This window comes from Rhizobium leguminosarum bv. viciae, assembly GCF_012276115.1.
Taxonomy (GTDB): Bacteria; Pseudomonadota; Alphaproteobacteria; order Rhizobiales; family Rhizobiaceae; genus Rhizobium; species Rhizobium leguminosarum_T.
Window position 1 is genome coordinate 402772 of record NZ_WIEU01000003.1, and the last position, 23680, is coordinate 426451.

Annotated in this window: 24 protein-coding genes; 16 read left to right on the forward strand and 8 right to left on the reverse strand. The window is 61.2% G+C overall.

The window, feature by feature from the left end:
- Positions 1 to 75 precede the first annotated feature (75 nt).
- The 7 genes from obgE to modC all read left to right on the forward strand — a co-directional run bounded on the left by obgE (position 76) and on the right by modC (position 7549).
- Complete coding sequence (obgE, locus tag GFM02_RS07785) at positions 76 to 1164, forward strand: GTPase ObgE (protein WP_168321314.1); 1089 nt, start codon at positions 76 to 78, stop codon at positions 1162 to 1164.
- The gene (gene proB / locus GFM02_RS07790; protein WP_168321315.1) at positions 1151 to 2320 is read left to right on the forward strand and encodes a glutamate 5-kinase; all 1170 of its coding nucleotides are present in this window, start codon (positions 1151 to 1153) and stop codon (positions 2318 to 2320) included. Before obgE ends, proB begins: the two co-directional genes overlap by 14 nt.
- Positions 2313 to 3596 (forward strand): glutamate-5-semialdehyde dehydrogenase, encoded by a 1284-nt coding sequence (locus GFM02_RS07795; RefSeq protein ID WP_168321316.1) that lies wholly within the window; start codon positions 2313 to 2315, stop codon positions 3594 to 3596. The genes proB and GFM02_RS07795 overlap by 8 nt, the downstream gene beginning before the upstream one ends.
- Positions 3571 to 4233, forward strand: a complete 663-nt coding sequence (locus GFM02_RS07800) for a nicotinate-nucleotide adenylyltransferase (RefSeq protein WP_077977989.1) — start codon at positions 3571 to 3573, stop codon at positions 4231 to 4233. Before GFM02_RS07795 ends, GFM02_RS07800 begins: the two co-directional genes overlap by 26 nt.
- Before the next feature lie 496 nt (positions 4234 to 4729).
- Positions 4730 to 5521 (forward strand): molybdate ABC transporter substrate-binding protein, encoded by a 792-nt coding sequence (modA, locus tag GFM02_RS07805; RefSeq protein ID WP_168321317.1) that lies wholly within the window; start codon positions 4730 to 4732, stop codon positions 5519 to 5521.
- 262 nt (positions 5522 to 5783) lie between these two features.
- A complete protein-coding gene (modB, locus tag GFM02_RS07810) occupies positions 5784 to 6485 on the forward strand; it encodes a molybdate ABC transporter permease subunit (protein ID WP_168321387.1) in 702 nt (233 codons plus the stop codon).
- On the forward strand, positions 6482 to 7549 hold the full coding sequence (gene modC, locus GFM02_RS07815; RefSeq protein WP_168321318.1) for a molybdenum ABC transporter ATP-binding protein: 1068 nt from the start codon (positions 6482 to 6484) through the stop codon (positions 7547 to 7549). Before modB ends, modC begins: the two co-directional genes overlap by 4 nt.
- On the opposite strand, the gene GFM02_RS07820 is transcribed toward modC, so the two are convergent.
- A complete protein-coding gene (locus GFM02_RS07820; protein WP_131665115.1) occupies positions 7550 to 7927 on the reverse strand; it encodes a winged helix-turn-helix domain-containing protein in 378 nt (125 codons plus the stop codon).
- A gap of 210 nt (positions 7928 to 8137) precedes the next feature.
- Between GFM02_RS07820 and rsfS the strand changes: the two genes are divergently transcribed.
- The 6 genes from rsfS (at position 8138) to GFM02_RS07850 (ending at position 13914) form a co-directional block, all read left to right on the forward strand.
- Positions 8138 to 8581, forward strand: coding sequence for a ribosome silencing factor (gene rsfS, locus GFM02_RS07825; protein ID WP_032999558.1), 444 nt, complete (start codon positions 8138 to 8140; stop codon positions 8579 to 8581).
- 118 nt (positions 8582 to 8699) lie between these two features.
- Complete coding sequence (gene rlmH / locus GFM02_RS07830) at positions 8700 to 9182, forward strand: 23S rRNA (pseudouridine(1915)-N(3))-methyltransferase RlmH (RefSeq protein ID WP_011654027.1); 483 nt, start codon at positions 8700 to 8702, stop codon at positions 9180 to 9182.
- 190 nt (positions 9183 to 9372) lie between these two features.
- Positions 9373 to 10776, forward strand: coding sequence for a murein hydrolase activator EnvC family protein (locus tag GFM02_RS07835; protein WP_168321319.1), 1404 nt, complete (start codon positions 9373 to 9375; stop codon positions 10774 to 10776).
- The gene (locus GFM02_RS07840) at positions 10766 to 12088 is read left to right on the forward strand and encodes a S41 family peptidase (RefSeq protein ID WP_020052177.1); all 1323 of its coding nucleotides are present in this window, start codon (positions 10766 to 10768) and stop codon (positions 12086 to 12088) included. The genes GFM02_RS07835 and GFM02_RS07840 overlap by 11 nt, the downstream gene beginning before the upstream one ends.
- Before the next feature lie 76 nt (positions 12089 to 12164).
- A complete protein-coding gene (locus GFM02_RS07845) occupies positions 12165 to 13361 on the forward strand; it encodes a divergent polysaccharide deacetylase family protein (protein ID WP_168321320.1) in 1197 nt (398 codons plus the stop codon).
- A gap of 25 nt (positions 13362 to 13386) precedes the next feature.
- On the forward strand, positions 13387 to 13914 hold the full coding sequence (locus GFM02_RS07850) for an RNA pyrophosphohydrolase (RefSeq protein ID WP_168321321.1): 528 nt from the start codon (positions 13387 to 13389) through the stop codon (positions 13912 to 13914).
- 134 nt (positions 13915 to 14048) lie between these two features.
- Here GFM02_RS07850 and bfr read toward each other — a convergent pair whose 3' ends face one another.
- From bfr to GFM02_RS35015, 5 genes are all read right to left on the reverse strand, one after another.
- Complete coding sequence (bfr, locus tag GFM02_RS07855) at positions 14049 to 14534, reverse strand: bacterioferritin (protein ID WP_168321322.1); 486 nt, start codon at positions 14532 to 14534, stop codon at positions 14049 to 14051.
- Complete coding sequence (locus tag GFM02_RS35010) at positions 14500 to 14898, reverse strand: (2Fe-2S)-binding protein (protein ID WP_131665110.1); 399 nt, start codon at positions 14896 to 14898, stop codon at positions 14500 to 14502. Before GFM02_RS35010 ends, bfr begins: the two co-directional genes overlap by 35 nt.
- Positions 14899 to 15021: 123 nt before the next feature.
- A complete protein-coding gene (locus tag GFM02_RS07865) occupies positions 15022 to 18486 on the reverse strand; it encodes an error-prone DNA polymerase (protein WP_168321323.1) in 3465 nt (1154 codons plus the stop codon).
- The gene (locus tag GFM02_RS07870; RefSeq protein WP_348643955.1) at positions 18483 to 20027 is read right to left on the reverse strand and encodes a Y-family DNA polymerase; all 1545 of its coding nucleotides are present in this window, start codon (positions 20025 to 20027) and stop codon (positions 18483 to 18485) included. The genes GFM02_RS07865 and GFM02_RS07870 overlap by 4 nt, the downstream gene beginning before the upstream one ends.
- Complete coding sequence (locus tag GFM02_RS35015; RefSeq protein ID WP_246792089.1) at positions 19939 to 20883, reverse strand: ImuA family protein; 945 nt, start codon at positions 20881 to 20883, stop codon at positions 19939 to 19941. Before GFM02_RS35015 ends, GFM02_RS07870 begins: the two co-directional genes overlap by 89 nt.
- Positions 20884 to 21043: 160 nt before the next feature.
- On the opposite strand from GFM02_RS35015, the gene GFM02_RS07875 reads away from it, so the two are divergent.
- Entirely contained in the window at positions 21044 to 21481 is a 438-nt protein-coding gene (locus GFM02_RS07875; protein ID WP_026265516.1) for a metallopeptidase family protein, read from the forward strand.
- A 108-nt stretch (positions 21482 to 21589) separates the two neighbouring features.
- Here the strand turns inward: GFM02_RS07875 and GFM02_RS07880 are convergent, their stop codons facing one another.
- Both GFM02_RS07880 and GFM02_RS07885 read right to left on the reverse strand, forming a co-directional pair.
- Positions 21590 to 21796 carry a DUF1737 domain-containing protein gene (locus GFM02_RS07880; protein WP_017962591.1) on the reverse strand — a complete coding sequence of 69 codons (207 nt, stop codon included), beginning with the start codon at positions 21794 to 21796 and terminating at the stop codon, positions 21590 to 21592.
- On the reverse strand, positions 21796 to 22716 hold the full coding sequence (locus tag GFM02_RS07885) for an HpcH/HpaI aldolase/citrate lyase family protein (RefSeq protein ID WP_168321325.1): 921 nt from the start codon (positions 22714 to 22716) through the stop codon (positions 21796 to 21798). The genes GFM02_RS07880 and GFM02_RS07885 overlap by 1 nt, the downstream gene beginning before the upstream one ends.
- Positions 22717 to 22854: 138 nt before the next feature.
- On the opposite strand from GFM02_RS07885, the gene GFM02_RS07890 reads away from it, so the two are divergent.
- Positions 22855 to 23088: a hypothetical protein gene (locus GFM02_RS07890; RefSeq protein ID WP_003543980.1), complete on the forward strand. Its 234-nt coding sequence runs from the start codon at positions 22855 to 22857 to the stop codon at positions 23086 to 23088.
- A gap of 144 nt (positions 23089 to 23232) precedes the next feature.
- Positions 23233 to 23655 (forward strand): VOC family protein, encoded by a 423-nt coding sequence (locus GFM02_RS07895; RefSeq protein WP_168321326.1) that lies wholly within the window; start codon positions 23233 to 23235, stop codon positions 23653 to 23655.
- Positions 23656 to 23680: the final 25 nt, after the last annotated feature.

The window sequence follows — 23680 nt, forward strand, 5'->3', positions numbered from 1 at the left end:
GACCTCCGTCGGAACCGCCTATATCGAATGGGCCAAGACGGGGCCGTCCAACCGCCACTGAATATTGGAAGTAAAATGAAATTTCTCGACGAAGCAAAGGTCTATATCAAGTCCGGGGACGGCGGCGGCGGCAGCGTTTCCTTCCGACGCGAGAAATTCATCGAGTTCGGTGGCCCGGATGGCGGTGATGGCGGACGCGGCGGCGACGTCTGGGTCGAGGCCGTCAACGGCCTGAACACGCTGATCGATTTCCGCTATCAGCAGCATTTCAAGGCGACGATCGGCACCCATGGCATGGGCAGGAATCGCACCGGCGCCAACGGCAGCGACGTGACGCTGAAGGTTCCCGTGGGCACCCAGATCTTCGAGGAAGACCAGGAAACGTTGATCTGCGACCTGACCGTCGAAGGCCAGCGTTACTGTCTCGCCCATGGCGGCAATGGCGGCTTCGGCAATGCCCATTTCAAAACCTCGACCAATCAGGCGCCGGATTGGGCCAATCCCGGTCTGCCCGGCGAGGAAAAGACCATCTGGCTGCACCTGAAGCTGATTGCCGATGCCGGCCTCGTCGGCATGCCCAATGCCGGCAAGTCGACCTTCCTGGCCGCTGTCACCCGTGCACGGCCGAAAATCGCCAACTATCCCTTCACCACACTGCATCCCAATCTCGGCGTCGCCACCATCGACGAGCGCGAATTTATCCTGGCCGACATTCCGGGCTTGATCGAAGGCGCCCATGAAGGGGTCGGCATTGGCGACCGTTTCCTCGGCCATGTCGAGCGCACCCGCGTGCTGCTCCACCTCATCTCCGCCCAGGAAGAAAAGGTCGGCAAGGCCTATAAGACGGTCAAGCACGAACTCGAAGCCTACGGAAACGAGCTGACCGACAAGGCGGAGATCGTGGCGCTGTCGCAGATCGACGTGCTCGACGATGCCGAACTGAAGAAGAAGACCAAGGAATTGGCCAAGGCCTGCGGCAAGATGCCATTCCAGATTTCGGCTGTAACCGGCAAGGGCATGACCGAGGTGCTGCGCGCGCTGCGCGACATTATCGTCGAAGCCAATACCGAGGAGAAGCCGGCCAAGGTGCCGAAGCTGCGTCATCGCGACATGGTCGTCAGCGATGAGGGCGAGGACAAGGGCGAGGACGATGACCAGCCGTAAGCCGCTTGGCCGCTACCGCCGCATCGTCATCAAGATCGGATCCGCGCTTCTGGTCGACCGCAAGGCCGGGCTGAAGAAATCCTGGCTCGACGCCATGTGCGCCGATATCTCGGGCCTGAAGGCCAAGGGTATCGACGTGCTCGTCGTCTCCTCGGGCGCAATCGCGCTCGGCCGCTCGGTGCTCGACCTGCCCTCGGGTGCGCTGAAGCTGGAGGAAAGCCAGGCGGCCGCCGCCGTCGGCCAGATTGCGCTGGCGCGCGCCTGGTCGGAAAGCCTGTCACGCGACGAGATCGTCGCCGGCCAGATCCTGCTGACTCTCGGCGATACCGAGGAGCGCCGCCGTTATCTCAATGCGCGCGCCACCATCAATCAGCTTTTGAAGATCGGCGCCGTTCCGATCATCAACGAGAACGACACGGTCGCCACCAGCGAGATCCGCTATGGCGACAACGACCGGCTGGCCGCCCGCGTCGCGACGATGACCGGCGCCGATCTGCTCATTCTTCTCTCCGATATCGACGGTCTCTACACCGCACCACCCCATCTGGATCCGAACGCAACTTTCCTCGAGACGATTGCCGAAATCACCCCGGAGATCGAGGCAATGGCCGGGGGTGCTGCCTCCGAGCTTTCGCGCGGCGGCATGCGCACCAAGATCGATGCCGGTAAGATTGCGACGGCATCAGGCTGCGCCATGATCATCGCCTCCGGCAAAACCGACAATCCTCTGTCGGCGATCGAAAACGGCGCGCGTTCCTCCTGGTTCGCACCGTCTGGCACACCCGTTACCGCCCGCAAGACCTGGATTGCCGGGCAGCTGCAGCCGGCCGGCGAACTGCATGTCGATGACGGCGCCGTCGTCGCCCTCGGGGCCGGCAAGAGCCTGCTTCCCGCTGGCGTTCGCAGCGTTTCCGGCCTCTTCAGCCGCGGCGATACGGTGGCGATCATCGGCCCGGCCGGCCGCGAGATTGCCCGCGGCCTGGTAAGCTACGATGCCGACGACGCCCGTCGGATTGCCGGCCGCAAGTCGGCGGAGATCGAGGCCATTCTCGGTTATCCCGGACGCGCCGCCATGGTCCATCGCGACGACATGGTGATGACCGCGCAGATCGGTTCGAAATCGGAAAGGCAGAAGAAGGACGCGAGCTATGCTTGATACCGTTGCGCCGGGCCCTGACATCGACGTGCTGATGAACGACATCGGCCGCAAGGCAAAGGCTGCCGCACGGCCGCTGGGCTTTGCGTCCACTGAGGCGAAGAACAGCGCGTTGAACGCCATGGCCGATGCGATCCTGGCGAATAAGGCGCATATTCTTGCCGAGAACGCGAGGGACCTGAAGGATATCGAAGGCACCGAGATGCTCGCTTCCTTCGTCGACCGGCTGACACTGAACGACAAGCGCGTCGCCGAAATGGCCGAGGGAATCCGCGCCATCGCTGCCCTTGCCGATCCGGTCGGCGAAGTCATCGCTGCCTGGGACCGGCCGAACGGCCTGAAGATCGAGCGCGTCCGCACGCCGCTCGGCGTCATCGGCGTGATCTTCGAAAGCCGGCCGAACGTCACGGCGGATGCCGGCGCCCTCTGCCTCAAGGCGGGCAATGCCGTTATCCTGCGTTGCGGCTCGGATTCGCGCCGTTCATCGCAGGCTATCCATGCCTGCCTGGTCGAGGGCCTGAAGGCAGCGGGACTTCCAGAGCATGCTATCCAGCTCGTGCCGGTCACCGACCGCGCCGCCGTCGGCGCCATGCTGCGGGGCCTCGACGGGGCGATCGACGTCATCGTCCCGCGCGGCGGCAAGAGCCTTGTTGCCCGCGTGCAGAGCGAGGCTCGCGTGCCGGTTTTTGCCCATCTCGAAGGCCTTTGCCACATCTATGTCGATGCTTCGGCCGATATCGAAATGGCCAAGAAGATCATCGTCAACGCCAAGATGCGCCGCACCGGCATCTGCGGGGCGGCCGAAACCCTGCTCGTCGATGGCGCCGCGATCGGCACGCATCTGACGCCGCTGCTTGAGGTTCTGGCGGAGGCCGGCTGCGAGATCCGCGCTTCGGCAACGGTGCTGAAGGTTGCACCCGGCTTGAAGCCCGCGACCGAGGAGGACTGGTCGACCGAATATCTCGACGCGATCATTTCCGTTGCCGTCGTCGACGGCATATCGGGCGCCATCGCCCATATCCAGACATATTCCTCCAACCACACCGAGGCGGTCATCGCCGAGGACCCTGCCGTCGTCGCGCGTTTCTTCACTGAAGTCGATTCGGCAATCCTGCTGCACAATGCCTCGACGCAGTTTGCCGATGGCGGCGAGTTCGGCATGGGTGCGGAAATCGGCATTGCCACCGGCAAGATGCATGCCCGCGGCCCCGTCGGCGTCGAACAGCTCACCTCTTTCAAATATCGGGTGCATGGTGCCGGACAGACGCGGCCCTGACGTGACGACCGAGAATGTGGACCGGCACTATCTCCGCATGCCGCACAGCGAGCGCGGCATGGTTGTCGGTCTGTTCGGCGGTTCGTTCAATCCGCCGCATCAGGGCCACGCGCTCGTCGCCGAAATCGCCCTCAAGCGGCTTGGCCTCGACCAGCTCTGGTGGATGGTCACCCCGGGCAATCCGCTGAAGAGCCGCAACCAGCTCGCTCCGCTTGCCGAGCGCATTGCCGAAAGCGAGCGTGTGGCCGCCGATCCGCGCGTCAAGGTCACCGCCTTCGAACAGACGCTCGGCACCAGCTACACCGCCAATACGCTTGCCCGCGTCAAGGCGCGCAATCCGCATGTGCATTTCATCTGGATCATGGGCGCCGACAGCCTGCAGACCTTTCACAAATGGCAGAAATGGCAGGAGATTGCCCGCACCTTCCCGATCGCGGTGATCGACCGGCCGGGCGCGACGCTCTCCTTCCTCTCCTCGAAAATGGCAAGGACGTTCGATTTCGCCCGTGTCGACGAGGATGATGCCCGTGTTCTCTGGAAGAAGCGCGCGCCGGCCTGGACCTTCATCCATGGACCGCGCTCCGGCCTGAGTTCGACGGCAATCCGCAACGGCTCGTCGCACAGCGACGCCGAATAGCCTAATTTTCAGAAGATCCCAAAAACGAGAAAGCCCGACGGGGGAGGAGATCCGTCGGGCTTATAAACTCGATCGACAACTGGGAGGAGGAGTGTTGTCGACCCTATCGAACGGCTATGGGAGGAGGAGAAGCCGTGTCGATGAAGGTATTTGTACCATATTTCGCAGGAAGATGAATATCGATTGGTGCATTGCAGCAATGCATCGGATGCAAATCTAGAGGTGGATTTGACTTCACCATTGCCGTTTTTATTAGCAAAAATTAGGGAACCAGCCCCGGTCGCCGGGAGTCCTTGCAGTTCGCAAACTGACTCCCGGTATTTTCGCCCAGCCGATCTCACTTGCGGCGGAAGCCATGCACCTCACGAATGCGTGAACATTGCGCCGCTGAGAACGCGAACGCCCGATGCGGTTATATTTTCTTGGATATATCCCTAGTCAAGGCAGCCCTCTCGTTATATTCGTCGCAATATCTCGAACTCCGGGGAATTGAATTATGCAAAAGCGCCGCCGATGGATGAAACTGGCAACCGCCGCGATCGCAGTCCTGTGGCTTGGCGCAGCAGCGCTCCCGGCGCCTGCCGCCGCAGCCGAAAAACTTACCGTCTTTGCGGCGGCGAGCCTCAAGAATGCGCTCGACGCCGCCAATGCCGCCTGGACGAAGGAAAGCGGCAAGGAAGTCGTCGTCTCCTATGCGGCGAGCGGCGCGCTGGCCAAACAGATCGAAAACGCCGCACCCACCGATATCTTCATCTCGGCCGACTTCGCATGGATGGACTACGTCGCCGACAAGAACCTCATCAAGGCTGATACGCGCTCCAATCTGCTCGGTAACAAGATCGTGCTCGTTGCCGAAAAGGCCAAGGCAAAGCCGGTCGAGATCAAGCAGGGCTTCGATCTCGCCGGGCTCCTCGGTGACGGCAAGCTTGCCATGGGTGAGCCGAAATCGGTTCCGGCCGGCAAATACGGCATGGCCGCGCTCGAAAAGCTCGGCGTCTGGAAATCAGTCGAAACCAAGATCGCCGGCGCCGAAAGCGTGCGCGCCGCCCTGGCCCTCGTTTCGCGCGGCGAAGCGCCTTATGGCATCGTCTACCAGACGGATGCCGCAGCCGATAAGGGTGTCGCCGTCGTCGGCACCTTCCCCGCCGATTCCCATCCGCCGATCATCTATCCGATCGCAATCCTCGCCGAGAGCAAGAACCCGGATGCATCCGCCTATCTCGACTTCCTGAAATCCGACAAGGCCGCCGCCTTCTTCACGGCGCAGGGTTTCACCACACTGAAATGATCGAGGCCGGAAATGATTGCGGATTTGCACGTCAGTGCCTGATTTGAGGCTCACATCACGATGTTTCAGTCTGCTGACGAGGACCGCTAACTACTCTATCGTCATGCTCGGGCTTGCCCCGAGCATCTGCATCCGGTCGATTTTTGGATAGGCAGCAGATCCTCGGCACAAGGCCGAGGATGACGCCGAGTAAAGAGCGTGATTTGGCAACAAATGGCTTGCATCTGCGAGCCTTCATTTTTGAGAGGAATAGAAGCGCTTGCTGGACGCTCTGGGCTTGAGCAATGAGGAGTGGACGGCGATCCTGCTCAGCCTGCGCGTCTCGATTGTCGCCATGCTGGCAAGCCTGCCCTTCGGCATCCTCGTCGCCCTGCTGCTTGCCCGCGGCCACTTCTGGGGCAAATCGGTGCTGAACGGCGTCGTTCACCTGCCGCTGATCCTGCCCCCGGTCGTCACCGGTTTTCTTCTCCTCATCCTGTTTGGCCGCCGCGGCCCGATCGGCAGCCTGCTCGACCAGTATTTCGGCATCGTCTTGTCTTTCCGCTGGACGGGTGCTGCACTGGCCTGCGCCATCATGGCCTTTCCGCTGATGGTGCGCAGCATCCGCCTGTCGATCGAGGCGGTCGACCGCAAGCTGGAAGAGGCGGCCGGAACGCTCGGCGCCGGCCCTGGCTGGGTTTTCATGACGATCACCCTGCCGCTGACCCTACCCGGCATCATTGCCGGCATGATCCTCTCTTTTGCCAAGGCGATGGGCGAATTCGGCGCGACCATCACCTTTGTCTCCAACATTCCCGGCGAAACCCAGACGCTGTCGGCGGCGATCTACACCTTTACCCAGGTGCCGGGCGGCGATGCCGGCGCGCTCCGCCTGACGCTTGTCGCCGTCATCATTTCGATGGCCGCCCTGCTCGCCTCCGAATTCCTTGCCCGTCTCGCTGGCCGGAGGATCGACCCGGAATGACGCTGATCGTCGAGGCAAAACAGAGGCTCGGCGCCTTTTCGCTCGATGCCGCCTTCACCTCCGACCGTGGCGTCACCGCGCTGTTCGGCCGTTCCGGCTCCGGCAAGACCTCGATGATCCGCATCATCGCCGGCCTTGCCCGCCCGGATGAAGGCCGCGTCGTCCTCGATGGCGAGCCCCTGACCGAAACCGCAACCGGTATTCTCGTCCCGAAACATCGCCGCCGCTTCGGTTATGTCTTCCAGGAGGCGCGGCTTTTCCCGCATCTCAGCGTTCGCGCCAATCTGTTCTACGGCCGATGGTTCGCGGCGAGAACGGCGCGCGGCGAGAGCTTCGACCGCATCGTCGACCTGCTCGGTATCGAGACGCTGCTCGCGCGCAGCCCCGCGAAGCTGTCCGGCGGCGAGAAGCAGCGCGTCGCCATCGGCCGCGCCCTTCTCTCCTCGCCCCGCTTGCTGTTGATGGACGAGCCGCTCGCCGCCCTCGATGATGCGCGCAAAGCCGAAATCCTGCCTTATCTCGAGCGATTGCGCGACGAAACCGACATCCCGATCGTCTATGTCAGCCACTCGATCGCCGAGGTGGCGCGGCTGGCAAACCAGGTCGTCGTCATGCGCGACGGCAAGGTGGAAGCGACCGGCCCCGCCATCGACATATTGAGCCGCCCCTCCGCTGCCTCCGACCGGCGCGAGGCCGGCGCACTGCTGGAAGGCACGGTGGAAAGCTTCGATGCGCGGCACCATTTATCGACGGTCGCGCTGAAATCCAGTCGGCTCCATATTCCGGGTGCGGCCCTTGCGCCCGGCAAATCGGTCCGCATCCGCATTCCCTCCCGCGATGTCATGCTGGCGACCGCAAGGCCCGAGGGGCTCAGCGCGCTGAATATCCTGGAAGCAAGGATAGAAGGGATGTCGTCGACTGAGGACGGAACGGTGGAAGTCCGGCTCGATTGCGGCGGCGATATCATTCTTTCCCGGATCACCACACTGTCCTGCGAGCGTCTGGATCTTCGACCGGGAAGGGCGGTTTTCGCCGTCATCAAGACAGTTGCCCTGGAGGCCTGATCAGTTGCGCTCGCCCTGCTGCAGGTTGCGCTTGGCCTCGAGCCAGGCGAGATCTTCGGCAAGGCTCGTGCGCATCGTCCTTTCCATCCGGCGGAAACGCCCGAGCAATTCCTCGCCGAACGGCGTCAGCGCCGCGCCGCCGCCCTTCTGCCCGCCGCGCTGCGATTCCACCACCTGTTCGTTAAACATCCGGTTCATCTCGCTGACCAGCAACCATGCCCGCCGGTAGGACATGTCCATCGCCCGCCCGGCGGCCGAGATCGATCCGGTCTGGCGGATATGCTCCAGCAGTTCCATCTTGCCATGGCCGAGGCGATCCTCATCCGGGAAGCTGATTCGCAGGACGGGCACGAGTGTTTTTGCGGCTGAGTCGGTCATTGAATCTGGAGATCGTGGAATTTGCTGCACTTTACGCTGCGGCATGGAAACTGTACACCGCCCGCACGAGGCCGCCCCGAGCAGTCAAATACTTCAATTCGAACGGCAGATCGGATTTTCGGCCGTTCTGTACCTTAGCATGTCTTGAAACATTAATGGTTTGATGCCTATCTTAACCATGATCCGGTCGCGATCGGATCTGTGTTGTGCATAGTTTGTCATTCCAGGAAAGGGAAAGCACTGACAACAGTACACGCCAAGGGAAAAACGTTCGCCGTTATCCCGAAGAGTGCGGAACGTGGCGCCGATGCCGCCGCCCGTGCCCTAGAAACCGTCCTCGCCAGCCTCGAGGACTCCAAAGCTGAAGATATCGTCACCATCGACATTGCCGGAAAATCGGCGCTGGGAGACTACATGATCGTCGTCTCCGGCCGCTCGAACAGGCATGTCATGGCGATCTCGGATCACCTGCTCACCGACCTTAAGGACGACGGCCTCGGTACGGCCCGCGTCGAAGGTCAGGAAGGCGGCGATTGGGTCCTGATCGACACCGGTGACATTATCGTGCATGTGTTCCGTCCCGAAATCCGCGAGTTCTATAACATCGAAAAGATGTGGGCGGCTCCGGATATGGATGAAAAAACACGGCACTGACTGGCGAGCCGGCATTCTGTCCGGCGCCTGAGACGTGGCATTGGCTGGCCGGCAAACATCATAAGCCGGCCGGTGGCGCGGTGTGCGCCCAATGTGCCGCATGAGCGGGAGCGGAGGAATGCGAATAGGTCTTTTTGCGGTGGGACGGCTGAAGTCCGGCCCGGAAAAGGATCTTGCCGCTCGTTATTTCGACCGCTTCGCCAAGGCCGGCCCTGCCGTCGGCCTCGAATTGACCCGCGTTGCCGAAGTTGCCGAAAGCCGTGCCTCCAATGCGGAGACCCGCAAGCGTGAAGAGGCGGCGATGCTTCTGAAATCGCTTGCCGATGGCAGCATCCTCATTCTTCTCGATGAACGTGGCAAGGCACTCGACAGCGAAGCCTTCGCAAACCTGCTCGGCTCCTATCGCGACCAAGGCAAACGCGAGCTGACTATCGCGATCGGCGGCGCCGATGGCCTCGATCCCTCGCTTTACGACCGTGCCGACGCCACGCTGTGCCTGGGCAAGATGACCTGGCCGCATCAGCTCGTGCGCACACTGATCGCCGAACAGCTCTATCGTGCCGTCACCATCCTGTCCGGCCACCCCTATCACCGCGTCTGATGCCGCATCGGCCTGATGCGTCGGCGCGACACCCCGGCAAAGGCGTCGCGATATCACGCAGCCGTGTTTGCTTGGCCACCCCGTTCTCCTGCAAACCTTATGGCAAAGCGCACCAAATCAGCTTAGTCTCCGCGCGATTTGAGAAAGTGCCCCAACACGCATGACGAGAGCATCCACCAGGCGACACCGCATGATCCTGCCAGCTATCGCGGCCGGCGTCGGTGTGGCGGTGATTGTCATGTCGGCAAACCCGTTCATCGTCCGGGCGCAGGATGCCGCGCCCGAGGCGGCACAATCTGCGCCGCAGCCGGCAGCCGAACTCGCGCCGCCGCCCGATCCCGCGGCCGAACTTGCCGCCAAGCGTGATCAGACCCGTGCCGAACTCGAAACCCTGTCGAAGACGATCAGCCTCTCCACCGACAAGGTGAGCGCGCTTCAGCAAAGCATCGCCGATCTCGAAAAGAGCACGGAAAGCATCCGCCAGGCACTGATCGATTCCGCTGCCCGCCGCAAGGCGCTCGAAAAGCAGATCCTCGACAGCGAGAAGAAGCTTGCCGATCTCGGCGTCAAGGAGGATGGCATCCGCCGTTCTCTGCACGAGCGCCGCGGCCTGCTGGCCGAGGTGCTGGCAGCGCTGCAGCGCATGGGCCGCAACCCGCCGCCCGCCTTGCTCGTCACCCCCGATGACGCGCTTGGCTCCGTGCGCAGCGCCATTCTGCTCGGCGCCGTCGTGCCCGGCATCCGCAAGGAGACCGACAAGCTTGCCGCAGACCTCGCAAGCCTCGCCGCATTGCAGACCGCAAGTGCTGCCGAGAAAACCTCGCTGACAGCGACCATGACTGATGGCATCGAGGAAGAGCGGCGCATGGACCTACTGCTTGCCGAAAACGACAAGCTCAGCCGCAGCAACGCCGCCGAACTCGGGGCCGAACGGAAACGCTCGGAGGAACTGGCAGGCAAGGCGACGAGCCTTGAAGGCCTGGTCGCATCGATGGAATCCGAGATCGCTTCGGTGCGCGACGCCGCCGCTGCCGCCCGCCAGGCGGAGGAGAACCGCAAGCTGCTGACGGACGAGCAGCGCGCCCAGGCCAAGGCGCTTGCCGACAGCGGCGTGCCCGATAAAAACCGCATTGCGCCCGCATATCCCTTCGGAGAATTGAAGGCGAAATTGGAGGTGCCCGTTACGGGCGATATCCTGCGCCAGTTCGGCGATGCCGACGGCACCGGGCACGAGGCCATGGGAATGACGGTCGCCACCAATCCAGAGACAGTGGTGACGGCGCCTGCGGATAGTCTGGTGGTTTTCGCCGGCGTATTCCGCAGTTACGGCCAGATGATCATCCTCGACGCGGGCGATGGATACCACCTGGTTCTCTCGGGAATGGATACGATCAATACCCGTCAGGGAAAATTCGTTTTCTCCGGTGAGCCGCTTGCCGTGATGGGCGCGAAAAGAGTGGCAAGCGCAACTGCATTGGCGCTGGAAACGAACCGGCCAACGCTTTACATTGAATTTCGAAAGGACGGTAAACCGGTCGATTCCCGGCCGTGGTGGACCGCCAAAGACACTGGAAAGGCACGCAATGATTCGTAGGGCTTCTCTTGTTCTGGTCGGCGCATTGATGGGTGCGACCGCAATGAGCGTCATTTACTCGGCGAGTGTGCCGGCAGAAGCGGCCGGATCCTCGACCTACAAGGAACTTTCGGTTTTCGGAGATGTCTTTGAGCGTGTGCGTGCGCAATATGTGACGCCGCCTGCGGAAGACAAGCTGATCGAGAACGCCATCAACGGCATGCTCTCTTCGCTCGATCCGCATTCGAGCTACATGAATTCGAAGGACGCCGAGGATATGCGCACCCAGACCAAGGGTGAGTTCGGCGGCCTCGGCATCGAAGTCACGATGGAAGACGAACTCGTCAAGGTCATCACCCCGATCGATGATACGCCCGCCGCCAAGGCCGGCGTTCTCGCCGGCGACTACATCTCCGAGATCGACGGCCAGTCCGTGCGCGGCCTGAAGCTGGAAGATGCAGTCGAGAAGATGCGCGGCGCCGTCAACACGCCGATCAAACTGACGCTGATCCGCAAGGGTGCCGACAAGCCGATCGAGTTGACGATCGTCCGTGACGTCGTCGCCGTCCAGGCAGTCAAGTCGCGTGTCGAGGACGATGTCGGTTATCTCCGCATCATCTCCTTCACCGAGAAGACCTATCCCGACATGGAAAAGGCGATCAAGAAGATCAAGGACACCGTTCCGGCCGACAAGCTGAAGGGTTATGTTCTCGATCTGCGCCTCAATCCGGGCGGTCTGCTCGACCAGGCGATCAACGTCTCCGATGCCCTGTTGCAGCGTGGCGAAGTCGTTTCGACCCGCGGCCGCAATCCGGATGAAACCCGCCGCTTCAATGCCGGCCCAGGCGACCTGACGGATGGCAAGCCGGTGATCGTGCTGATCAATGGCGGTTCTGCTTCCGCATCGGAAATCGTCGCCGGCGCTCTTCAGGATCTGCGCCGTGCCACCGTTCTCGGCACGCGCTCCTTCGGCAAGGGCTCCGTCCAGACGATCATCCCGCTCGGTGAAAACGGCGCGCTGCGCCTGACCACGGCGCTCTACTACACGCCGTCGGGCCGCTCGATCCAGGGCACCGGCATCACCCCCGACATCAAGGTCGAGGAGCCGCTGCCGGAGGAACTGCAGGGCAAGATGGTGACCGAAGGCGAATCCAGCCTGCGCGGCCACATCAAGGGCCAGAGCGAGACGGACGAAGGTTCGGGCTCCGTTGCCTATGTTCCGCCGGACCCGAAGGACGACGTTCAGCTGAACTACGCGCTCGACCTTCTGCGCGGCAAGAAGACCGATCCGGCCTTCCCGCCGAACCCGGACAAGGCCGTCGTCGCCAAGTGATCGATCAACTCAAGGCCGGGCACTCGCCCGGCCTTGACCCTTTCTGCTGTTTCCCGGTTTTGGAGCGGGCGAAAAATTGGGAACGGACCTGCATGCGCCTTTGGGCCGCAACCGCAAAACCGGCCGCCGACGCCCAGGTATCCTGCGCCTCGGCCGTATCGCCGCCAGTCTCTGCCTTTTTGCGATAGGCGGCTTTTCCCTCTATACGGCATTTCGCGGCGATGAGCTCGAACGCACCAAACTGCCGGCCGCCGAGCAAGCGGCAACACCCCCTGCCAATACTCCTCAGCCGCCGGCGGCCACTACGGGCCAAGCGGCAGACGGTATGCCCCGCGCCGACCCGCGCTCGGGCGCCAATGTCGAGCAAATGGTCACCGGCGACGGCTCGGTCGTCACCAAATACAGCCCCCGCCCGCGCGATGGCGGCGGACCGGTGCTGGTCGACGCCATGCAGATCGGCCAGGATCCGCGCATGGCGGCCCAGCCCAATGAAGCACTGCTCGAAGAGACGCCCTTTGGCAGGCTGCCGATTATCGGCCCCGATGGCCGGCGGCCGATGGATCAATATGCGCGCCCCTCGTCCGGCGCGCGTGGCGTCCGCATCGCCATCGTCGTCAGCGGCCTCGGGCTCAGCCAGACCGGAACGCAGCGCGCCATCGCGGAGTTGCCGGAAGAGATCACTTTCGCTTTTGCCGCAAGCGGCAACAGCCTGCAGCGCTGGATGCAGGAAGCCCGCCGCGGCGGTCACGAGATCCTTTTGCAAGTGCCGCTCGAGCCTTTTGATTACCCGGCGAACGATCCAGGCCCCGAAACCCTGCTGACCTCGAAGCCGGCCGCTCGCAACATCGAAAACCTGCACAAGGCGATGGGCGAGATCACCAACTATACCGGCGTCATGAATTATCTCGGCGGCCGTTTTCTCTCTGATCCCACCGCCATGGAACCTGTCATGCGCGACATCGGCAAGCGCGGGCTGCTGTTTCTCGACGATGGCACATCGGCGCAGTCGAAGACCGCGGCGATCGCCAAGGGAACCGAACTGCCCTATGCCTTCGCCGACCTGCAGCTCGACGGCCAGCTCGATATCAACGCCGTCCTGAAGAAGCTCGACGAGCTCGAGCGCATCGCCCGCAAGAACGGCCAGGCGATCGGTGTCGCTTCGGCTTTCGATGAGAGCGTTGACGCCATCGCCAAATGGAGCGAGGAGGCCGCAATGCGCGGCATCGAAATCGTCGGCGTTGCCGCCCTTTCCAACGACCCCCGGATTCCTTGAGAAGAATCCCAGAACGGAGAAGAAGATGAGCCAGGCCAAAGCCGAGGATTTGCCCTACCGCCCCTGCGTCGGCGTGATGATCTTAAACCGCGATGGCCTCGTCTGGGCCGGAAGGCGCATCTCCGACGGCAATTCCGAATATGACGGCTCGCCACAGCTCTGGCAGATGCCGCAGGGAGGCATCGACAAGGGCGAGGATCCATTGGACGCCGCCTACCGCGAGCTTTACGAGGAGACCGGCATCAAGACGGTGACCCTGCTTGCCGAAGCGAGAGACTGGATCAACTACGATCTGCCGCCGGCACTGATCGGCATCGGGCTCAGGGGGAAATTCCGCGGCCAGACGCAGCGCTGGTTCGCCTTCCGCTTCGACGGCGACGACAGCGAGATCGCCATCAATCCGCCGCCTGGCGGCCACGAGCCGGAATTCGATGCCTGGGAATGGAAGCCGATGCGGCAACTGCCGGGGCTGATCGTCCCCTTCAAGCGCGCCGTCTACGACCAGGTGGTGGCCGAGTTCCAGCACTTGGAAACACTTCAATCGGAAGACTGATCACGGCAGGATGACCGCCTCCGTTTGCGCTCGGCAATGATGCCTCCGAAGAATGCCGACTGCACCGATTCGCGTTCAACGGCGTCAGATCGCAAACACCGGCCGCCATAGGCGGCCGGCATCTCGTTCGAATATTATTCGGCTTCGTTGGCGGAATCGGCGTTAAGCTGGCCGTATTTGCTCTCGCCGATTTTCTCGAGCAGGTCGATCTGCGTTTCGAGGAAGTCGATGTGACCTTCCTCGTCCGCCAGCAGATCCTCGAAAAGTTTCATGGAAACGTAATCGCCTGCGTCATGACAGATATCGCGCGACTTTTTGTAGGCCGCGCGGGCGTCGTACTCGCCGGCAAGATCGGCTTCCAGAACTTCTTTGACGTTCTGGCCGATGCGCAGAGGTGCAAGGGTCTGCAGATTGGGATGGCCTTCGAGGAAGATGATGCGCGCAACAAGCCGGTCGGCATGGTGCATCTCTTCGATGGATTCGGCGCGCTCCTTCTTGGCGAGCTTGGTATAGCCCCAGTCTTCAAGAAGACGATAATGAACCCAGTATTGGTTGACCGCACCGAGTTCGAGGAACAACGCCTCGTTAAGCCGCTCGATGACCTTTTTGTCGCCTTTCAATGTCCGCTCTCCTGTTTTCCTCATGGAATTGTTTCAAGCGGGACATGAAATCAAATATTTCGGTCTCCGTCGAGTGGCGACGGGCGTGATATTCCTCGGTTGTCTGGATAATCAGGTCGACCACGTTGGGGAAACAGCCGCAGCAGCGGCCGCGTTTTTCCATGGCGTGGTAGACCTTCGCAGGCACGATAAGCTGCCAACAGTCTTCATCGAGAAGGTTGGTGATAACCTCCCGGATTTCTTTATCGGTTATATAATTGCAGCTGCAGACAAGCACGTCTTCATTCCAAACATGACACTGACTATCGTGTTTTTTGCTAAAGAAGATGGTGGCTGTCAAGAAAAAATTCGAGTCCCGCAGCATCAAACAGCGGTGTGCGGATAAGGCCCCATGCATATCGTCCGGGATTATGCAGCGGTTTCAGGATGATGACGCCATAAGGCAAATGAAGGCGCGCCGCATGGTCTTGATCGGTGCAATGCATTTTTAATGAAAGTTGCGTCCGCGCGGCATCACCTCAGCGGTTTCCGCCGCACCCGCATGGCGGCCTGTGGCAATCATCCGCTTTTCCAACTCCGCCCTCTCATGCGCATTCGCAAGCTTTTTCTGCCGCTGATCGGCACCCGGCCTCAGCACCTCGTCTGCCCGCTCACAGACGCCGAAACGCCGGGCCTCGCGTTGCAGGATACCGAGCGCCGGCGTCATGTCCTCGATATGCTCGACGACGGTATGGATCACCCCGCTCTGGCTTTGCAGCCTGCCGCGGATTTTCACCAGCCGGGCGCCCATCACGACCGAGCGGTATTTGTCGAACATTTTCGACCAGACGATCGCATTGGCCACGCCGGTCTCGTCTTCCAGCGTCATGAAGATCACGCCTTTGGCCGAACCCGGCCGCTGGCGCACCAGCACGAGGCCCGCGATCGTCACCCTCTTTCCATTCGCGACCTTCAACAGATCGACATTGCGTGTCACACCGGCCTTGTACAATTCCTCACGCAGGAAGGAGACGGGGTGCGCCTTCAGCGACAGTGAGAGATAACGATAGTCCTCGATGACCTGCTCTCCCGGCAGCATTTCCGGCAGCTTCGCTACAGGCTCGGCCTGGAGGTCGACATGACGGACCTGCTCGAAAAGTGGCAGCTCCTCAGTAGCACTCCTCACATCCAGCGCCCGTACCGCCCAGAGCGCGTCGCGTCGTGACAGTTTGAGGGATTGGAACGCATCGGCATCCGCCAGTCGCTCGATGACCGATTTCTGCAGACCGGACCGCAGCCAGAGATCGCGCACCGAGCTGTAGCCTTCGCCTCGATGGCTGACGAGCCGTTCCATATCGTCTGTCGAAAGGCCCTTGATCTGCCGGAAACCCAACCGCACCGCATGCCGGGCCTTGATGATCTCGCGCATCTTGTCATGCCGGAAATCGATGGCATTCCGATCGAAGGCAGCTTCCTCCAGACCGCAATCCCAGTCCGATTCATTGATATCGACCGGCAGGATCTTTACCCCGTGCTCGCGCGCATCCCGCACCAGCTGCGCCGGCGCATAAAAGCCCATCGGCTGGGAGTTCAGCATCGCCGCGCAGAAGACGTCGGGATAATAGGCCTTGAGCCATGAGGAGGCATAGACGAGCAGCGCGAAGGAGGCGGCATGGCTTTCCGGAAAACCATATTCGCCGAAACCCTTGATCTGGTTGAAACACTGCTGCGCGAATTCCTGGGCATAACCTTTTGAGACCATTCCTTCGATGAAACGCTTTTCGAAGTTACCGATCGTACCCGTTCTCTTGAATGTCGCCATCGCTCTGCGAAGCTTGTCGGCTTCCGCCGGCCTGAACCCTGCTGCGGTAATGGCGATCTGCATGGCCTGTTCCTGGAACAAGGGCACGCCGAGGGTTCTTTCCAGAACAGTTTCCAGTTCCTTGCTCGGATATTCGATCGGAATGTTCTTGGCCCGCTGCTCCCGTCGCTTCAGGTAGGGATGCACCATGTCGCCCTGGATCGGACCTGGCCGCACGATCGCCACCTCGATGACGAGGTCGTAGAATCGCGTCGGCCGAAGACGCGGCAGCATGCTCATCTGCGCCCGGCTTTCGATCTGGAAGACGCCAAGCGTATCGGCGCGGCCCATCATGTCGTAAACCGGCTTGCCCTCATCCCCATGCTCCTTGTTGCCGAGGTCTGCGAGCGTCTTCTTCACGTCGTAATGCAATTCAAGCAGCGAAAAGGCCTTCCGCAGGCAGGTCAGCATGCCGAGCGCCAGCACATCCACCTTGAGGATCTTGACGTTGTCGAGGTCGTCCTTGTCCCATTCGATCATGTAGCGATCCGGCATCGCCGTCTTCATGATCGGCACCACCTCGTCGAGCCGGTCCCGCGTGATGACGAAGCCGCCGACATGCTGGGTGAGGTGGCGCGGGAAGCCGAGAAGCTCGGAGGCATATTTCAGCACGTTCCGCGTCACCGGATCCTTGACGTCGAGACCGGCCGCCTTTGCATCACGTTCGGAAAGATTGTCCTCCGACCAGCCCCAGACGAGGCTGCTGATCGCCGACTGGACATCCTCCGAAAGCCCGAAGGCCTTGGCGACCTCGCGGCCGGCCGAACGGGTGCGGTAGGTGGTCACCCCCGCCGTCAGTCCCGCATGTTCTCTTTTGTAGTTTTTGTAAATAAACTGGATGACCTCTTCACGTCGGTCATGCTCGAAATCGACATCGATATCCGGCGGTTCGTCGCGATCCATCGAAATGAAGCGGTCGAAGAGTAGCGTGCTTTTTTCGGGATCGACTTCCGTTATTTCGAGGCAATAGCAGATGACCGAATTTGCCGCCGATCCGCGGCCTTGGCACAAGACCTTGAGTTCATAACGAGCGTGCTGGATGATCCTGTGAACCGTCAGGAAGTAAGAGGCATATTTCTTATCCCCAATGAGTTTCAGTTCATAATCGATCTGTTGCGCCACCTTGGGCGGAATACCCTCGGGATAGCGTCTTGCGGCTCCCGCTCTTGTCAGCCTTTCGAGTGTCTCCTGCGGTGTTTCACCGGGATCGTTTTCCAGCGGATAATTGTGCTCCAGTTCCTTCAGCGAAAACGTCAGCCTGTCGAAAAATACCTGCGTGTTCTCGACCGCATCAGGGTAGTCCCTGAAGATCCGGACTATTTCACGTGAATCCTTGAGGTAGCGTTCGGCATTCGGCGCCAGCAGGAAACCGGCTTGCGCTATCTGTACATGCTCCCGGATCGCGATCACGACATCCGAAAGCGGCCGGCGTTCGGGGTGGTGATAAAGTGGTTGATTGGTCGCAATCAGCGGCACGCGGTTTCGAGCAGCAAGCATGGCAAGCACCGCAAAGACCTGCCTGTCGCGGCCGTCATAGGCTGGCGCCAGCGCCATAAAAAAAGCCTTGCGGAAGCGTCTGCGAAACCGTTCCAGATAATCTTCCAGCGACGACTGACCCGTCTGATGATCGACAAGGGTGCGATCGGGAACGAAGGCAAGCATCATCTCGTCTCCCCATTCCATCAGTTCCGCTTCCGTCAGAATGCAGCTTCCCTTGACCGCTTCCTCCTTCAGATTGCCGGCGCTGAGAAGGCGGCAGAGGTTTGCCCAGCCTCGCCGGTTTTGCGGATAGGCAAGGATATCAGGGGTTCCGTCGGAAAAGACGAGACGGGCGCCCGGTTGAACCCGGATAGGATCGAGGATGACCTCCATTTTTCCTTCCTTCTTCGCTTGGGCCAGAATCTCATCCCTGTTCTTGTATCTCTCCTCAAGTTGCTCCGCCTGCGCATGCGCCCGCACCACGCCGGCAACCGAATTCCGGTCCGCTACGCCGAGGCCGCCGAGCTTCAGATAAGCGGCCTGTACGACCATCTCTTCCGGACCAGAGGCGCCTTCAAGAAACGAGAAATTCGTCCTTGTGCCGATCTCGAAGAATGCGCGCGTGGTTGTCATGCGAACACGCCATGCATGAACCAGCGAGGATCAAGCTCCTGACCATAAAAGCCCCGCCGATAGATCCAGAAGCGATGTCCGGTCTCATCCTCGATGCGGAAATAGTCACGTGCCTCGGCGTCATCCCCATCGATCCACCACTCCATGGCAATCCGTTCCGGCCCTTCGCTTCTTGCCACCTGATGCTGCATGCGCCGCCAGCGGAAGATCTGCGGCGGACCATCGGGCACTTCGGCAAGTATGGTCTCGACCGGCTCCGGCTTTGCAAAGAGCCGCAGCGGGCGCTCTTCGCGGAAAGGAAGAGGAATGTTCTGGACCGCCTTCCGCCTGGGAAGGCTCTCCATCACAGGAACCGTGATGACGGCGCGTTCCGGCACATGGCTCTCGCGGAGCTGAAAGCTTTGCAGGCAATCCGCACCCAGTCGGGCCGAGACCCGGTCGACGAAAGCCGAAAGCGAGATCTCTCCCTGACGGTCGCCCTCGAAATCACCCTGCGCTTCGTTGAAGGGATCGTGCCGCAACACATTCAACCGCAGGATCTCGAAACCATAGCCGGCATCGAGATCGTCATAGACCGCCTGCAATCGTTCGGAAAAAAGCCCGGCGATAAACTTTGGTTCGCGAAGCGGCTGCGAAGCGCCGACGGAGATACGAAAAACCCTGCCGTCGACGCGGAACAGGACCAGTTCGAACACCCGCCCGCCAGCCCCCCGCGCCTCCAGCGACGGCTGCAGCGAGAAGGCGACCTGCCTGGTGACGGCAAGGATCTGCTCTTCCGTCCCGATGGGTTCGATCAGGCGGCTTTCGGCCGAGAGGCTGGCAACAGGACGCCGAGGCGAGACCGGCTCCTCTTCACGTCCCAGCGCCTGGTCGAGACGCAGAAGCAGCTCCGGGCCGAACCGGCGGGTCAATGGCGCTCGCGGTGCATCGATGACGTCGCCGATATATTTCAGGCCGAGCTTCTTCAGGGCATCGACGGTTTGTCCTCCCAGCCGCAAGGCTGCAACGGGCAAGGACATCAGCACATGTTCCGTCTCTTCGTCCTCGATCACGCCGCCTTGCCCGAAGCGGGACGCGGCCCAGGAAAGACCGGGTGACGATGAGATCGCGCCGCGGGCATCGAACCCCATATGAAAAAGCCGCGACAGCACGTCCCTAAGAAGCGCCTTTTCACCGCCGAAAAGATGGGCGCAGCCGCTAATGTCGAGAAACAGGCCGTCCCTGCCGTCGAACGCCACCAGCGGCGTATAACGGTCGCACCAGTCGGCAATTGCCTCAAGCAACCGGCGGTCGGCCGCCGGATCTTCTTCCGCGACCTCGAGCATTGGATACATGGCGCGCGCTTCGGCAACGCCCAGCTCCTTCTTCAGCCCCAGCCTCTCGGCCAACTCGTCCAGTGCCGTCAGCCGCATGGCATTGTTGAGCTTGCCGGAACAGACGATAGGCGGCGTCTCAGGACGCCCTTTCGAACGCCAGGAGAGCCCCCATCGCCTGCGGGCGATGCGGTCCGTTGGCAGATGCGGGAAGCTGAGCGCCAGAATGCGCTGACTGTTCGCCTGGAGGACGAACGAGGTTTGGTTCGGCGACAGGGAGAAATTCGCGTTCATGGGGATTCCACTCCAGAAGAAAGGAGAGCGGGGCCGGATTTCGGCTCTTCTCCAGTGTGAGACGGAAAATCGGATTGCCGATGCTGCCGGAAAGTTTCGATCCATCCGGCAACGACCGCAGACTGGACGGGGCCGGTTCGACATGCAGACGCAAGGCCGCACTGCTTGCCTCCTCCGCTCCGGCTTGACGGACAAGAAAGAGCGGACGGCGGGCAGCATGCGCCCTGAGACTGAGCCGGCGGCTTTCGGTCAGGCCGAAATGGACGGGATTGCCCCGCACTTCGAAGATGACGGCCGAGAAGGCAGCGCTTTCCACCGCCATCTCCGCCAGCCAGAGCGCCTCGTCCAGCTTACGCGGCGCCGCATGGAGAAACCGCTCCGGGCTCAGCCCGAAATCCCGAAGCCCGGGGGCATAGGGACGGCCTGCCTCCAGTGTGCCGACGGCATCGCCTATCCAGAGCAACGGCAGAAGGCGGCCGACATCCGCTTCCTGTTTTTGCAGCCGCGCGGCAACAGCCATCGCCAGCCCGCTTGCAGCACCGGCATCGCGAGACAGAGCGGAACGGAATTCGGTGATCGCATCGAGCGGCAGGCCGCCTTCCAGCGCCCCGTCGAGAAGCTCCACCCCAAACGGCAGGGGCGGCAGCGTGCGCTCCTGGCGGGTCTTACGTCCTTCCGCCAGGGCTTCCCGTTCCGCTGCGGCAAGCGCCGGCGCGGGCCGTCCCTCCAGTCTGGCGATGGTTTCGCGGAGCGCAAAAAGCCGCTCGCGCGCCAGGGCGTGCTGCGCCATGGCGTTCTCCGATCCGTCTTGTTCCTGTTATGTTCTTATAGATTCCAGAGAGCTAATGAAGAGTCAACGGCCATTTTCTATGAAAATATTCCTGCCTTTGATTCCGCACTCGAAAATCGGCGATAAAGGTTCTATATCGGCCGCAAAGGAAGGAATATTCATGGCCCGCATAGACCAGAGCGATGATTGGCGGGACCGCCATGCGCCGACGATCAGCGCCTTCGAGTCGCTGGCGATGGAGGCCTACAGCCATCTCCCGGATGAATTCCGCCAGCTGACGACCAACCTCACGATCGAGATCGAAGATTTCCCCGATGACGACGTTTTCGAGGACATGGCGCTGGAAACCCCTTTCGATCTGCTCGGCCTTTTCGAGGGCAGGGGCATTTCCGAACGTTTCACGGTGGAAACCGGCGAGATGCCGAACCGCATCCGCCTCTACCGCCGCCCCATTCTCGACTACTGGGCTGAGAACGACGAGACGCTCGGCGATATCATCACCCACGTCCTGATCCACGAGATCGGCCACCATTTCGGGCTGAGCGATGATGACATGGAACGGATCGAGGCAAGCGCCGAGGAAACCGCCGAACGATAGAGCGCCGCGCGTCCAAGGACGCGCTAAGGACGCTCTATCACTTTCAATCACGCATAATCCTTTCCGAAAATCGATTACGATTTTCGGAAAGGATTATGCGCTAAAACCTCACTGCTCGGAGAGTTTCATCTCGGGATCGTAGTCCTTGCCTTCGACATGCTTGACGACGGCCTGGCCGCACTGCATCGCACCGGTTGCGGCATTGAAGGCATAGGTCGGCGAGCCCTCCAGCGACCAGCCCTTGTTGAGGGCGGCGGTGACCTTATGGCAGAAGGAAGCATCGTCGGGACCGGTCAGGAAGCGGTAGAGTTTCATCACATCGTCTTTCGTGCTGCAGCCTGGCGGGCTGCTATCAGGCGCGCTTTATGGACCAGACTTTCCGCCTGGACAAGATGCAGCCGCTCGACCATCCGCCCGCCTGCATTGATGACGTTCAGCCCATCGGAGGCGGGGTCGGCAAAGGCTGATATGATCGCCTCCGCTTCCGCAATCGCTGCCGGATCCGGGCTGAAATGCCGGTTGGCGGGCTCGATCTGCGCCGGATGGATCAGCATCTTGCCGGCAAAGCCCATGGCCCGGCCCTGCAGACATTCGGCATCGAAACCCTGTTCGTCCCTGAAATCGTTGAAGACGCTGTCGATCGCATCGAGCCCATAGGCACTGACCGCAAGGACGACCTGCATCAGCCATGGCACGAGATAGCTCCGCCCCGGCTGCGGCAGCACGCCGGTTTCCTTGCGCAGGTCGTTGAGCCCGACGACGAGACAATCGAGCCGTGAGCCCGGCGTGCGCCCGGCTTCGGCGATAACAGCCGCATTCAGGATGCCGCGCGGTGTCTCGATCATCGCCCAGATGCGCAGATCATCAGGTGCATCGGCCTCGGAGAGAAGGTCACTGAGCGCCATGACATCCTGCGGTTCGTCGACCTTCGGCAGCAGCACGGCATCGGGACCGAGCGCCGTCACCAGCTCCATGTCCGCCAGGCCGAAATCGGTGGACAGACTGTTGATGCGTATGATCCACTCCTTGCCTTGGAGCGGCCGAGCCGAAAAGAAATTCCTCAGATTTTCCCGCGCTTCCGCCTTCTTTTCCGGCGCCACGGAATCCTCGAGATCGAAGATCACCGCATCGCAATCGACCGCATGGGTTTTTTCGAGGGCGCGGGGATTGATGGCAGGCACGCTCAGCACCGAACGGTGCAGGCGGATGGAGCGGGTCGCGGGGTTTCGGCTCATGGCGAATTAGTGCCAAGCTTTGAAAGCCGAAGCAAGCAGCCCATGCCAGAACGCCCAGCAGAACAACAAAAAGCCATGCTTGCCTTGCAGAGAGGAAGGAGAAGGACCACATTCCTTTCCGAAGAAAGGTCTCTAACCATGCAGAACATTCGCTCCATCTTCCTCATGCTTGCCGGCGCCACCGTTTTCGTGGCCATGCTGCTTTTCACCTTCTCGGTGACGCTCGCTGTTGGCGGCATCCTGACCGTGCTCATGGTCGGACGCGCGCTTTCGATGAAGATGAAGCCCGCTCCGGTCCGCGCCAAGGCAAATAACGGTAAGCCGGAGATGCGCGTGTGGAACGACGGCCGCGGCACGATCATCGATCTCTGATCACCTTTTCGCTGAAAAATTTGGTTCGTTGAAAAATTTGGTTGGCTGAAAATTTCGGCCGACACTGTCGGATCACGCTTCCATGTTACGTCCTTGAAGCAGCCAGGCATTCAGCCGGCGCTCAAAAACGAATGGAGGACAAGCATGGATGCGACGACAGAGAGCAACCCGACCAAGATGCCACCGGTCAAGAACGGCCTGCTGCCCTATCTGACGGTCGACGGCGCGGTGAAAGCTGCGGAATTTTACAAGAAGGCTCTCGGCGCCGAAGAGGCATATCTCGTGCCCGTCGACGAGAGCGGCAGAACGATGCATGTGCATCTCTACATCAACGGCAGCTCCCTCATGCTGTCGGACGTCTATCCCGAATACGGCGATCCCTTTAAAGGCCATGAAGGTTTTGCCATTCAACTGATCATCGACGATATCGATTTCTGGTGGGATCGCGCGGTTGCTGCCGGCGCCGAAGTCGTCATGCCGGTTGAACTGATGTTCTGGGGCGACCGTTATGGCCAGCTTCGTGATCCGTTCGGCGTCCTCTGGGGGTTGAACGCACCGTCCAAATAAGGGGACAGTCGCAATCGGCGGCCCG